This window comes from Micromonospora sp. WMMD558 (assembly GCF_049315255.1).
GTDB lineage: Bacteria > Actinomycetota > Actinomycetes > Mycobacteriales > Micromonosporaceae > Micromonospora.
Map to the genome: position 1 here is coordinate 1,394,187 of NZ_CP186061.1, position 12,520 is coordinate 1,406,706.

At 73.5% G+C, this 12,520-nt stretch carries 11 protein-coding genes; 4 read left to right on the forward strand and 7 right to left on the reverse strand.

What is annotated here, in order from left to right; genetic code table 11:
- Position 1 precedes the first annotated feature (1 nt).
- The 4 genes from ACN26Y_RS06775 to ACN26Y_RS06790 form a co-directional block, all read right to left on the reverse strand.
- Positions 2–517, reverse strand: coding sequence for a SigE family RNA polymerase sigma factor (locus tag ACN26Y_RS06775; protein WP_155333963.1), 516 nt, complete (start codon positions 515–517; stop codon positions 2–4).
- Between the two features lie 99 nt (positions 518–616).
- Entirely contained in the window at positions 617–1,864 is a 1,248-nt protein-coding gene (gene purD, locus ACN26Y_RS06780) for a phosphoribosylamine--glycine ligase (RefSeq protein ID WP_422734485.1), read from the reverse strand.
- Positions 1,865–1,948: 84 nt separating this feature from the next.
- Positions 1,949–2,884 carry a hypothetical protein gene (locus ACN26Y_RS06785; RefSeq protein WP_155329457.1) on the reverse strand — a complete coding sequence of 312 codons (936 nt, stop codon included), beginning with the start codon at positions 2,882–2,884 and terminating at the stop codon, positions 1,949–1,951.
- 194 nt (positions 2,885–3,078) lie between these two features.
- Complete coding sequence (locus tag ACN26Y_RS06790) at positions 3,079–4,368, reverse strand: adenylosuccinate synthase (protein ID WP_155329458.1); 1,290 nt, start codon at positions 4,366–4,368, stop codon at positions 3,079–3,081.
- A 125-nt stretch (positions 4,369–4,493) separates the two neighbouring features.
- Between ACN26Y_RS06790 and ACN26Y_RS06795 the strand changes: the two genes are divergently transcribed.
- Together ACN26Y_RS06795 and ACN26Y_RS06800 are read left to right on the forward strand one after the other, a co-directional pair.
- Positions 4,494–5,489 (forward strand): hypothetical protein, encoded by a 996-nt coding sequence (locus tag ACN26Y_RS06795; RefSeq protein WP_422734486.1) that lies wholly within the window; start codon positions 4,494–4,496, stop codon positions 5,487–5,489.
- 71 nt (positions 5,490–5,560) lie between these two features.
- Positions 5,561–7,897, forward strand: coding sequence for a chromosome partitioning protein (locus tag ACN26Y_RS06800; RefSeq protein WP_422734907.1), 2,337 nt, complete (start codon positions 5,561–5,563; stop codon positions 7,895–7,897).
- 48 nt (positions 7,898–7,945) lie between these two features.
- Here the strand turns inward: ACN26Y_RS06800 and ACN26Y_RS06805 are convergent, their stop codons facing one another.
- On the reverse strand, positions 7,946–8,374 hold the full coding sequence (locus ACN26Y_RS06805; RefSeq protein WP_155329460.1) for a DUF3151 domain-containing protein: 429 nt from the start codon (positions 8,372–8,374) through the stop codon (positions 7,946–7,948).
- 260 nt (positions 8,375–8,634) lie between these two features.
- Between ACN26Y_RS06805 and ACN26Y_RS06810 the strand changes: the two genes are divergently transcribed.
- Entirely contained in the window at positions 8,635–9,882 is a 1,248-nt protein-coding gene (locus ACN26Y_RS06810; RefSeq protein ID WP_422734487.1) for an LOG family protein, read from the forward strand.
- A 54-nt stretch (positions 9,883–9,936) separates the two neighbouring features.
- Here the strand turns inward: ACN26Y_RS06810 and fbaA are convergent, their stop codons facing one another.
- Both fbaA and ACN26Y_RS06820 read right to left on the reverse strand, forming a co-directional pair.
- Positions 9,937–10,959 carry a class II fructose-bisphosphate aldolase gene (gene fbaA, locus ACN26Y_RS06815; protein WP_155329462.1) on the reverse strand — a complete coding sequence of 341 codons (1,023 nt, stop codon included), beginning with the start codon at positions 10,957–10,959 and terminating at the stop codon, positions 9,937–9,939.
- Between the two features lie 137 nt (positions 10,960–11,096).
- Positions 11,097–11,477, reverse strand: a complete 381-nt coding sequence (locus ACN26Y_RS06820) for a phage holin family protein (protein ID WP_155329463.1) — start codon at positions 11,475–11,477, stop codon at positions 11,097–11,099.
- Between the two features lie 135 nt (positions 11,478–11,612).
- Between ACN26Y_RS06820 and ACN26Y_RS06825 the strand changes: the two genes are divergently transcribed.
- Positions 11,613–11,825 (forward strand): hypothetical protein, encoded by a 213-nt coding sequence (locus ACN26Y_RS06825; RefSeq protein WP_155329464.1) that lies wholly within the window; start codon positions 11,613–11,615, stop codon positions 11,823–11,825.
- Positions 11,826–12,520 lie beyond the last annotated feature (695 nt).

Genomic DNA, 12,520 nt, shown 5'->3' on the forward strand with positions numbered 1-12,520 from the left:
TTCATCCACGGCTTCTCGCCTCCTCCGCTGGGCCCGGCGCTCGGAGCCGTTCACGCAGCGCGTCGATCGCCCGGGCCGTCTGGCTCTTCACGGTGCCGGCGGTGCAACCCAGCTCGCGGGCGGTCTCCTCGACCGAAAGGTCGCAGAAGTACCGCAGCACGAGCACCGCGCGGCGACGCGGCGGCAGCTCGGCCAGCAGGGCGAGGAGGGTCAGCCGGTCCGCGGTGCCGTCGCTGCCCGACCGGACGGCGGCGTCCGGAACCTGCGCCCAGGCGGCCTCGCGCCGCCACGGTCGGCGGCGCTCGTCCAGCCAGACCCGCAGGAGGGTACGCCGGAGCCACGCGTCCGGGCTGTCCATGACAGACACCCGCCGCCAGTGCCGCAGCAACTTGACCAGGGCCGTCGACGCCAGATCGTCGGCGGTGTGCCAATCACCGCAGAGCAGGTACGCCGTGCGGCGCAGCGGCTCCAGCCGGGCACCGACGTACTCGCGGTAACCCTCGATGTCGACGGGCAACCCCGTCACCTCCTCGCCTCACGACTCAAACGGAGGCGACGAGGGTCCGGGTTGCCCGGGGCGGGCGACTTTCTCGGAAGGCGCCACCGGCGGCGGGCGTCAGGCCGGAATGGTGATCCGGCCCTCGACGGCGGCGACGGCGATGTCGGTGCGATGGTGCGAGCCGGCCAGCTCGATGCCGCGTACCAGCTCGTAGGCGGCGTCCCGCGCGGCGGCCAGGTCGGAGCCGGTGGCCGTACCGCAGAGAACCCGGCCTCCGGCGGAGCGCAGGGTGCCGTCGGCGTCGCGACGAGTGCCGGCGTGGATGACGCCCGGGCGGTCGGCGCCGGTGATCACGTCGCCGGCGCGTGGCGTCGCCGGGTAGCCCTCGGCGGCGACCACGACGGTGACGGCGGCGCCGTCCCGCCATCGCAGCGGCGGGTGATCCGCCAGCGTGCCGGTGGCCGCGGCGTGCAGCAGCCCGGCCAGCGGCGTCTCCAACAGCGCGAGGACCACCTGCGTCTCCGGGTCGCCGAAGCGGGCGTTGAACTCGATCACCCGCGGGCCGGCCGCCGTGATCGCCAGGCCGACGTAGAGCAGGCCGGCGAACGGGGTGCCCCGGCGGCGCATCTCCGCCAGCGTGGGGTGGACGACGTCACGCATCACCTCGTCGACCAGGCCGGGCGGGGCCCAGGGCAGCGGCGCGTACGCCCCCATGCCGCCGGTGTTCGGGCCGGTGTCGCCGTCGCCGACCCGCTTGAAGTCCTGCGCCGGCAGCAGCGGAACGGCCGCCTCGCCGTCGGTGACGACGAAGAGCGACACCTCTGGGCCGGCCAGGTACTCCTCGATCACCACCCGGCCGCACTCGCGCGCGTGCTCCTCGGCGCTGGCGCGGTCGTCGGTGACGACGACGCCCTTACCGGCGGCGAGGCCGTCGTTCTTGACGACGTACGGCGCGCCGAACGCGTCCAGGGCGGCGGCGACGCTGTCGGCGTCCGTGCAGGTGTACGCGCGGGCGGTCGGCACCCCGGCGGCGGTCATCACGTCCTTGGCGAACGTCTTCGAGCCCTCCAGCCGGGCGGCCTCGGCGGACGGGCCGAAGACAGGGATGCCCTTGGCGCGTACGGCGTCAGCGACTCCCGCGACCAGCGGCGCCTCCGGCCCGACGACCACCAGGTCGACGCCGGTCTCCACGGCCAACGCCGCCACCGCCCCCGGATCGGCCGCAACCACGTCCCTGATGTCGGCGAGCGCGGCGATGCCCGGATTCCCGGGAGCCGCGATCAGCGTCTGAATGGCCGGATCGGCGGCGAGCCCGAGCGCGAGCGCATGCTCCCGCCCCCCACCACCAAGAAGAAGAACCCGCACGCGCCCGATCCTACCGACCCCCCACCCCGCCCCCGTTGATCATGACGTCAGCGGGTGATCTGGAGATCGACTCACCCGCTGACGTCATGATCGACGTGCGCGGGCGGCGGCGATCGCGTTGCGGACGGTCCAGGGGATGTAGGCCGGGTCGAGGGTGTCCTGCCAGGTGAAGCGGAGGATCGTCCAGCCGGCGTTGACCAGGCGGTTCTGCCGGCGGCGGTCGGCAAAGATCGCGTCCGGGGTGCCGTGCGGGCCCCTGCCGTCCGCTTCGGCGATCACCCGGGAGGCGCGCCAGCCCAGGTCGCCGACGCCGAGCAGGTAGCCGTCGTCGTCGCGGACCTCCAATTGCAGGACATCGGGCGGCACCCGGCCGTCGACGCAGCGCAGTCTCGCCCTTGTCTCCAGCGGGGACTGGGCCCGCCCGTCCGCCTCCGCCAGGTAGCTCCGTGCTGCGACCGCTCCCCGCCGACCCCGGATGAGGCGAGGGATGACGAGCAGGTCATCGTCGGCGACAAGCCCTCGATTCAGCGCTGAGTCGAGCACCGAGACTGCCGGATATCGAGCGACCCGAAGGATCACCTCGGCCACGGTGACGAGCGGCGTCGTCGCCGGAAGGCCGTCGATTCGCACCAGCTGACCAGACGAACGCTCGAACTGGTGCAACACCACGTTCGGCGGATCGGCCGGCTGCGGCCGGCCACAGCGCCCGGGCACGGCGACATGCATCTCGCTGCTCTGCGGCAGGCCGGCGATGCCGTGCAGCTCTGCGGCCGTTCCCAGCACGGCGTGGGCGTGCGGCCCGAGCGACAGCAACGCGGCGCGGATCGCACATCGCCGAGACACCTCGCCCTGAGGATCATGGCCGACGAGGTAGACCGCACGCGCAACCGGTCGCCACCGACCAGCCCCGGCCAGCCAGTCGATCTCGTTCCGGCTGAATCCGATCCGCAGCGCCTGCGCCCGGGTGATCAACCCGTCCTGCAGCCCCAGAATCCTGCCCAGCACCTCGTCACGATCCACGGAACATGACGTTGGACCACATTCACTCCGACCGCGAGACCCTGTGGATAACCCCGACCCTCCTGTGGACAACCCACGCCGTGCCCTGGTTGATCATGGAGTTAGCGGGTGATTTAGAGATCAACCAACCCGCTAACTCCATGATCAACGCGGGTGACCCGGGCCCGGGGGGGGTGGGGTGGGGGTGGGGTGGGTTAGGGGAGGAGGGGGTGGCGGAGTACGTTTTCCTCGCGGCCTGGGCCTACGCCGACGACGCTGACCTGGGTGCCGCAGAGTTCTTCGATGCGGGCGATGTAGCGCCTCGCGTTCTCCGGGAGTTCGTCCTCGGTTCTGGCCTTGGTGATGTCTTCCCACCAGCCGTCGAGTTCCTCGTACACCGGGGTTGCGTGGTGGAAGTCGGTCTGCGTCATCGGCATGTCGTCGACCCGCCGGCCGTTGATCTCGTACCCGACGCAGATCGGCACCTTCGGCAACCCGGTCAGCACGTCCAGCTTGGTCACCACCAGGTCGGTGACGCCGTTGAGGCGGCACGCGTACCGGGCGACGACGGCGTCGAACCAGCCGCACCGGCGCTCGCGGCCGGTGGTCGTGCCGTACTCGTGGCCGATCTTGCGCAGGTGCTGGCCGTTGTCGTCGAACAGCTCGGTCGGGAACGGCCCGGAGCCGACCCGGGTGGTGTACGCCTTGCTCACCGCGATGACCTTGGTGATGGCGGTCGGCGGGATGCCCGCGCCGACGCACGCCCCGCCGGCCGTCGGGTTCGACGAGGTCACGAACGGGTACGTGCCGTGGTCCATGTCGAGCATGGTCGCCTGGGCGCCCTCGAGCAGCACGGTCTCGCCGCGGTCCAGCGCGTCCCAGAGCATCGCCCGGGTCTCCGCGATGTACGGCGTGAGCCGCTCGGCGTACTCCAGGTACTCCTCGACGGTCGCGTCGACGTCGATCGCCTTGCGGTTGTAGACCTTGAACAGGATCTGGTTCTTCTCGCGCAGGGCGAGTTCCAGCTTCTTGCGGAGGATGCCCGGGTCGAGCAGGTCCTGCACGCGGATGCCCATGCGGGCGACCTTGTCGCCGTACGCGGGCCCGATGCCCCGGCCGGTGGTGCCGATCCGGGACGAACCGAGGTAGCGCTCGACGACGCGGTCCAGCGCCCGGTGGTGCGGCATGATCAGGTGCGCGTCGCCCGAGATGCGCAGCCGGGAGACGTCCACGCCGCGCTCGGCGAGCCCGTCGATCTCGGTGAGCAGCACCTTCGGGTCGACCACCACGCCGTTGCCGATGACGATCCTCGCGCTCGGCGAGAGGGCGCCCGACGGCATCAGGTGCAGCGCGTACTTCTGCCCGTCCGGCGTGATCACCGTGTGACCGGCGTTGTTGCCGCCGGAGTAGCGCACGACGTAGTCGACCCGCTCACCCAGCAGGTCGGTAACCTTGCCCTTGCCCTCGTCGCCCCACTGGGCACCGAGGAGCACGATCGCTGGCATCTTCTCAGCCTCCAGAAGGCTCGGGTGCCAGGTGGCGACCGGTCAGCGAGCCCGGGGTGTCAGGCTAACAAGTAGTGACGGCGCGACCGGCAGGGGTTGCGCCGAGAGTCAGGAGGCTCCAACCCGTGTACGACGTGGTGCTGCTCACCCTCGGCTCGGAGCGGGACGCCCCCGGCGGCTGCGGCAGCGGCGACGGCTGCTGCGGTGGCGCGGGCGAGGCGGCCGCCAAGCCGGCCGAGGAACGCTGCGAGACGCCGCGCGTACCGGTGCTGGCCTGCGCGGACGCGCTGACCGCGCGCGGCGCGCGGGTGGAGACGGTGACCGCCCGCTCGGACGCGGAGATCGACGAGGTGCTCGCCCGCCTCGACGGCCCACCCCGGCCGGACGGTCTCGCCTGGCCCGACCCCGACTCCAAGACCCGCCTCGTCGTCGCCACAGCCAGTGACGCACAGTTGCGCGCCGTGGTGCGCCGGCTGGTCCGGCGGTACGCCCCACCGCCGAGCCGCCGCCCGGAGGACCTGGCCGCCAACCGGACCGTGCCGGACCTGCCGCCGGTCGGCGTACTCCCGCTCGATCCGGCCCGCAGCGGCGCGCACCGGGACCTGGCGGCGCAGCTCGGGTTGCCCCGTGACCCGGCGGCGGTCGCCGCCGCGGTGCTGGACGGCGCACCCCGACGGCTGGACCTGCTGCGCAACGACGGCGGCTCGGTGACGCTCGACGGCGCGCTGCTCGGCGCGGCCGACGAGGGCGGCCGGCCGCTGCACTGGCGGGGCCGGGTGGAGGTCGACGACACGATCCTCACCGCGGGCGACGAACCGCTGCTGGCCTGCGCGATCGGCAACGCCGGTGGGTACGCCCGGCTGGACGACGTGGCGCTGCTCGCGACCCCGGACCCGACCGACGGCCTGGTCGAGGTCGCGGTGGCCGTCCCGGTGGTCGTCCGGTCGCGGTGGGGTCGCAAGCGGGTACGACTCGAGGTCCGCCGCGCCCGTGGGCGGGCGGTGGCCGTGGTGCCCCGCGAGGGCTCCGTCCCGTTCGTCGACGACGGCGCCGAGGGCACGTTGAGCCGCAAGCGGTCCTGGTGGACCGAGCCGGGCGCCTGGGCGGTGTGGTCGGCCTGACCGGTCCCGGCGATCCGACCCGGCCGGCCCCGGGGGCCTATCCTCGGCAGGAGGAATGGGGAGGACTCGTGGTGGACGAGAACGCCGACCGGTCGTACGCGCCCGGCCAGCAGCCGGTGCCCGAGCGGGACATCGAACCATTGTGGCCCGCAGCCCAGGCAGAGGGAGCGCCGTCCTGGGCGCCACCGGGCGTCCCCGGCCAGCCACCCGCGTCCGCCGGGCCGGCGGTGAGCGGCGGGGCGCCGGTCCCGGGTGGCTGGGCGATGATCGGCCCGCCCGGAGCCGCCCGTCCGTGGAGCCCGGACCCGACCGACGACCGCACCGGCGCGTCGCCCGACGGTGGCGCCTCGTCCGGGTGGGCACCCGCCGACGCCCCGTCCGGCTGGGCGCCCGGCGGAACTTCCCCGTCCGGGTGGGCACCCGGAGGTGCTCCGGCCCAACCCGGCGATCCGGCCCGGTGGGGCGGCCAGACCCCGCTGCCCCCACCGCCGCCCGGTCCGGCCCACGGCACCCATCCGGCGACGGCCGGGGGCAACCTCCCTGGACCGGACGCCGCAACCGCGCCGGTGAGCGGCGGCTCGGCCTTCCCGCACCCCGCCCCACACACCGGTACGGCGTCCGGCGGCGCGGGCGCGGGCCACGCCGGCCCGCCACCGGCCGCCGGCGTGGCGGCGGTGCCGGCACCCCGACCCGGTCAGCCCGCCGGCGTCGACCTCGACCTGCCGTTCAGCCTCGACGCGGCCGGTCCCGCCGGCCCGGGCACCGGCGCTCCGGGCACCGCCGGGGCGCGAGGGGAGACATCGAGGGCGGGGCACGCCGGCGAGGGCTACGCCGAAGCGCGGGGCGAGGGATCGGCGGCCCCGCAGGCCACGGAGAGCTACGCCGGAGCGCGGGGCGGGACGTCGGCGACCCGGCACGCCGGCGGGGACCACACCGCGCCCGGCGGCACTCCCGCCGGCCGGGCCGGCGAGTCTCCGTGGGCCCAGCCCCCGCAGCGACCCGGGCCGACCGAGCCACCCGGCCATCCGGGCACGGCATCGCCCGCCCAGCCGACCCGCCCGGACGCCGGGGGGACCCCGCCGGAACCCGCCTGGACGCCGCCGGCCGAGGCGGGCACGCCGTCCGCGGCGTGGGGCACCGAAACCGGCGCGCAGCCCGCCGAGGCGGGCACGCCGTCCGCGGCGTGGGGCGACGACACCACCGGCGCACCGCCGGCCGAGGCGGGTACGCCCGCCGCCGCCTGGGGCAACGAAACCGCCCCGCCCGCCCCCGCGTGGGCGCCGCCGACCGAGGCCGTCCCGGCCGCGACCCCGCCCGAGTCGGGCGCCCCCGGCGAGGCGGCTGCCGTGCCACCGCCGCCCGGCCCGTTCCCGCCCCAGCCCGGCTGGTATCCGCCGCCCTGGCAGCAGAGCCCGGTGGCGCAGCCCGGGCAGTACCCGACACCGGAAGCGGCCCCCCAGGCGGGGTGGAGCCCCGAGGTGGGTGCCCCGCCGACGGCCGAGGACTTCGCCCGGCGCCGGCAGGTGCGCCCCGCGGACCCGGTGGCCACGATGGGCGTCCGGGCGGTGGCCAACCGCATCGGGCTGCGCCTGCCGCCCGGCCGGCACGAGCAGGAACTGCGGCGGGACATCGAGATGGTCCGCCGCAACTTCGGCGGGCTGCGGCAGGTGACCGTGGTCAACCCGAAGGGCGGCGCCGGCAAGACCGTCGCCATCCTGCTGCTCGCCATGACGTTCGGCCAGAAGCGCGGCGGTTACGTGCTGGCCTGGGACAACAACGAGACCCAGGGCACCCTGGGCATGCGCGCCCAGCAGGACTTCCACGCCCGTACCGTCCGGGACCTGCTGCGCGACCTGGGGCAGTTCCACGGCTCGCACGGGCGGGTCGGCGACCTGTCCCAGTACGTGCGGTCGCAGGGTGAGGGGATGTTCGACGTCCTCGCCTCGGACGAGTCGGCCACCGGCGGCGAGATGCTCACCGCCGCCGCGTTCGCCGAGATCCGCGAGGTGGTCAGCCGCTTCTACAAGCTGATCTTCGTGGACACCGGCAACAACGTCCGGGCCCAGAACTGGCAGGCCGCGATGGACGCCACCGACCAGTTGGTGGTCACCATGTCGGCGCGGAACGACTCGGCCGAGACGGCCGCCCGGATGCTCGACCACCTGGAGCAGAGCGGGCGGCAGCGGCTGGTCCGGCAGGCGGTGACGGTGGTCTCGATGCCGCCGTCGCGCAAGGAGATCGACCTGCCGGCCATCCAGGAGCACTTCTCGGCGCGGACCCGGGCGGTGCTGCTGGCCCCGTACGAGCGGCTCATCGACACCGGCGAGCCGATCCGGTACGGGGCGCTCTCCGCCGCCACCCGCGACGCCTGGCTCAAGATCGCCGCAGCGGTCGCCGAGGGCCTCTGACCCACGACGAGGGCCGGCCACGCACCCGGCCGGCCCTCGGTGGTGCGGTCAGTTGCTGGCCAGGGCGTCCGCCGCAGCCGGGTCGCAGTCGCGGAGGAACTGGGCGCAGCGGGCCGCCTCGTCCGCCTCGCCGATCGCGTCGGCGGCCCGGGACAGCACGTAGAGGCAGCGCAGGAAGCCCCGGTTCGGCTCGTGCGACCACGGCACCGGGCCGTGCCCCTTCCAGCCGCTGCGGCGCAGCTGGTCGAGGCCCCGGTGGTAGCCGGTGCGGGCGTACGCGTACGCCGGAATGACCTGGCCCGCCGCGAAGGCGCGGGCCGCCAGCGCGGCCCAGGCCGCGCTGAAGGTCGGGAAGCGCGCCGCCACCTCGGCGAACGCCTCGTCGCTGCCGGTCTCCTCGGCGGCGGCCAGGGCAGCGTCGGCCTCGTCGTGCGCGGGTAGGAGGGTGGCCGGTGGCTCCGGCAACAGGTTCTGCATCGTCCCATTCAACCCGCTTCGCAACGCGACACGCGAGAGGGTTGGCGGACCCGGTCGGCTGAACGGGTGAGGAGTTGGTCACGCCTGCGGCCCATGCCGGAGCGGGATGTTTTCCACTACAACTAATGGTCCGGAGCCTCCCCAGGACCCGGTTTCGCAGGAGCCCGGTGGCCGCGCCACCGGGCTCCTGCCCATGGGGGCCGGTTCCGCCCGGCCCGCGGGTGGTTTGGCGGGTTGCCGGGACCGGGCAGGATGATCCGGTGCCGACCCCACCACCCGCGGACGTCATCGAGCCGCACATCTGCGCCGACGAGGTCGAGACCCGCACCGAGTTCGACCGGCGGCTGGCCACCGGCAGCCTCGCCGGGCTGACCGTGCAGGGGCTCCGGCTCGATCTCGACCCTCCCGACCTCCGCGGCGTGGCCGTCGCCGGCACGCTCTTCGTCGGCTGCCGGTTCGCCTCCCGGGAGGTCGGTGCCGACCTGATCCGGCGCGGCGCGAACGTGGTGCCGCCCTTCTCCGGGCTGCCGTACCCCACGCAGCCGTCGCACCTGTACACCCCGGAGGACCTGGCCGCCGGTTTCGCCGACGGCGGCTTCGAGGGCATGTACGACACCCGCGTGTACGCGCATTTCCGCACCCACGGCGGTGCGCTGCCGGACGTCCGGGAGGCGCTCGGTCAGCGGCTGCACGACCACGGTGTGGACAACGCCCTCGCCGACGCCACCCGCGCCTGGCTGGCCACGCACGGCCCGCAGTCGGTGGTCGGCATCATGGGTGGGCACGCGGTGCCGCGGGGCAGCACGCCGTACCGGATGGCGGCCGTGCTGGGTCGCGAGCTGGCCCGGGCCGACCGGCTGGTGGTCACCGGCGGCGGGCCCGGTGTGATGGAGGCGGCGAACCTGGGTGCGTACCTGGCGCTGCGGCCGGCCGCCGACCTGGACGAGGCGATCGATCTGCTGGCCGGGGCACCCGACTTCACCGACCACGACCGGTACACGGCGGCGGCGCTGCGGGTCCGGGAGTTGTTCGGTGCGGCGCTCCCGCCGCCGGCGGGCACCGGCGACGCGGCCAGTCGGTCCCGCGCCGACTCGGCCGCCCTCACGGCCGGCGACGTGGACTGGGCGCGCGGCGGCGGGCTCGCCATCCCGACCTGGCTGTACGGGCACGAGCCGGCGAACCTGTTCGCCGGGCGGATCGCCAAGTACTTCTCGAACGCCATCCGGGAGGACACGATCCTGCGGCTGGCCCGGGGCGGGATCGTGTTCGCGCCCGGCCGGGCCGGCACCGTGCAGGAGGTGTTCCAGGCGGCGACGAAGACCTACTACGGCACCGACGGGGCGAGCGGCGCGTACGTGTTCCTGGACCGCGCGTACTGGACCCGCGAGCTGCCGGTGGAGTCGCTGCTGCGACCGCTGCTCGCCGCGTCCCCGTTCGGGGACCTCTCACCCACCATCCACGTGACCGACGACGTCCGGGTGGCCGTACGCCTGCTCACCGGGGCCTGAAGACGCGAGCGGCCGGCTCCCCGCAAGGAGCCGGCCGCCGTACGGGTCAGCGCGTCACTTCATCCTGGTGCCGGTGGAGCGCAGGGCCTCGCAGGCCTCGACCACCCGGGCGGCCATGCCGGCCTCGGCGGCCTTGCCCCAGACCCGCGGGTCGTACATCTTCTTGTTGCCGACCTCGCCGTCGACCTTGAGGACCCCGTCGTAGTTGCGGAACATGTGGTCCGCGACGGGACGGGTGAAGCAGTACTGGGTGTCGGTGTCGATGTTCATCTTCACCACGCCGTAGTCCAGCGCCTCCCGGATCTCCGACAGCAGCGAGCCGGAGCCGCCGTGGAAGACCAGGCTGAGCGGCTTGTCCTTGCCGTACTTGCCGCCGACGGCCACCTGGATGTCGTGGAGCACCTCAGGGCGGAGCTTGACGTTGCCCGGCTTGTAGACGCCGTGCACGTTGCCGAAGGTCAGCGCCGCCATGTAGCGGCCCTTCTCGCCCAGGCCGAGCGCGTCGACCATGGCCAGGCCGTCCTCGACGGTGGTGTACAGCTTCTCGTTGATGGCGTTCTCGACGCCGTCCTCCTCGCCGCCGACGACGCCGACCTCGATCTCGAGGACGATCTTGCCCTTGGCGGCCTCGGTGAGCAGCTGCTCGGCGATCTCCAGGTTCTCCGCGACCGGCACCGCCGAGCCGTCCCACATGTGCGACTGGAACAGCGGCTCCTGGCCGTTCTTGACGCGCTCCTGGGAGATGCCCATCAGCGGCCGGACGAACTTGTCCAGCTTGTCCTTCGGGCAGTGGTCGGTGTGCAGCGCGATGTTGACCGGGTAGTTCTTCGCCACCTCGCGGGCGTACAGGGCGAAGGCGGTCGCGCCGGTGACCATGTCCTTCACGGACGGGCCGGACAGGTACTCGGCGCCGCCGGTGGAGACCTGGATGATGCCGTCGCTCTCCGCGTCGGCGAAGCCCTTCAGCGCCGCGTTGAGGGTCTGCGAGGAGGTCACGTTGATCGCGGGGTACGCGAACCGGCCTGCCTTGGCCCGGTCCAGCATCTCCGCGTAGGCCTCGGGGGAAGCGATGGGCATGTCGAACGCTCCTTACTTACCGCTCTCGGCCGTCACCGGCCGCTGTTGTCCTTGGGTGCGCCGGACCGCGCTGTCCACCGCCGGCAGTATCCCGTAGAAGGTGGCGGCCGGCACAACCGACCCGGCGCCCGCGGTCATCACCCTTCCAGGCTGTCCGGCACGACGACGCTGATCAGCCAGGTCACGACGGCCATCACGATCGCACCCCAGAAGGCCGCCCAGAAACCGTCCACCTGGAACGGCAGGTCCAGCACGCCGGCGATCCAGTCGGTGAGCAGGAAGAGCAGGGCGTTGACCACCAGCGCGAACAGCCCGAGGGTGAGCAGGTAGAAGACGCACCCCACCACCTTGATCAGCGGCTTGAGCACGGCGTTGACCACACCGAAGATCAGTGCCACCACGATCAGGGTGAGGGCGGTGTTCGCGCCGGACCGGCCGCTCACCTCCACCCCGGGCACGATGAGCGTCGTGATCCACAGCGCGACCGCGGTGATCGCCAGCCGGATCAGGAAGCCCATGCCACCATCGTGGCACCGGCGCACCGGGCGGGGGCACCATTCCGGTTTCCTCGTTCGTCCCGGCTCCGAGCGGGGACGGTGGTCAACCCGTACGGTGTGTGGGGTAGCTGTCCGCACGAGATCCAGGGAGGGACGATGGGTCAGCCCGACGAGGACTTCGCCCCGAGCGACCACCTCGCTCCGGAGGAGCGGGACCTGGAGGCGGAGCCGGCCGACGCGGTGGAGCAGGCCACGGTCGTCGGTCCCAGCGAGGTCGACGTCGAGCCGCACCGCGGCCTGGAGGTCGCCGACTGGGACGCCATGGAGCAGGCCCGGGTCGTCGCCGCCGACGAGGACGACTACCGCTGACGCTCGACCGGACAGACCGGCCGGTGCCGCCCCCGGACACGGGATGCGGCGCCGGCCGGATCCGTTCAACGGACGGGGACCGGCACAGCACCAGGGCGGTCGATGCGCTCACCTCGCGTGACGGCGGACCCGGCCGTTGCGGCGGAGATGATCAGCCGTTTGGTCGATGTTGCCGCTCGGGGAGCGTCGGGGGCAGCGAACACGCTTAAGGGCTCCTTAAGATCCGCTGGCCACCACCTCTGGCGACCCCCATCGAAGGAACCCCCATGCTCAAGCACTCCGCCCGGCGCTGGCTCGCCGGGATCGGCGTCGCAGGCGCGCTCGTGGCCGCCTCCGCAATCCCAGCCTCGGCGGCTCCGGCCGACGACCTGGACCTCTACGCCAACAACGTGATCCTCGCTCCCGGCGGGACCGAGAAGTGGGTCAGCCTCTTCGGCCTCACGACCGAGCGGCTGGGCGATTTCACGGTCAAGGTCGACCGGAGCAAGGTTGCGGCCTTCGCCGACGTGCAGCCCTTCATGGAGGACGACTGCACCGAGTCCGGCGCGATTCTGACCTGCAAGGTCGTGGACCAGGACGACGACGGCTCGTTCCTGAACATCGTCGACCTGATGGTGCGCGCGAAGGACGGCGCCGAGGCGGGCCAGGAGGGTGCGCTGGAGTTCACCGTCACCGACACCGAGGGCGGCTCGGGC

Bases quoted from the DNA above. Each gene is read 5' to 3' on its own strand.
- ACN26Y_RS06825 (WP_155329464.1), top strand. From the start codon at position 11,613: ATGGGTCAGCCCGACGAGGACTTCGCCCCGAGCGACCACCTCGCTCCG.
- ACN26Y_RS06805 (WP_155329460.1), bottom strand. From the start codon at position 8,374: ATGCAGAACCTGTTGCCGGAGCCACCGGCCACCCTCCTACCCGCGCAC.
- ACN26Y_RS06790 (WP_155329458.1), bottom strand. From the start codon at position 4,368: ATGCCAGCGATCGTGCTCCTCGGTGCCCAGTGGGGCGACGAGGGCAAG.
- ACN26Y_RS06820 (WP_155329463.1), bottom strand. From the start codon at position 11,477: ATGGGCTTCCTGATCCGGCTGGCGATCACCGCGGTCGCGCTGTGGATC.
- fbaA (WP_155329462.1), bottom strand. From the start codon at position 10,959: ATGCCCATCGCTTCCCCCGAGGCCTACGCGGAGATGCTGGACCGGGCC.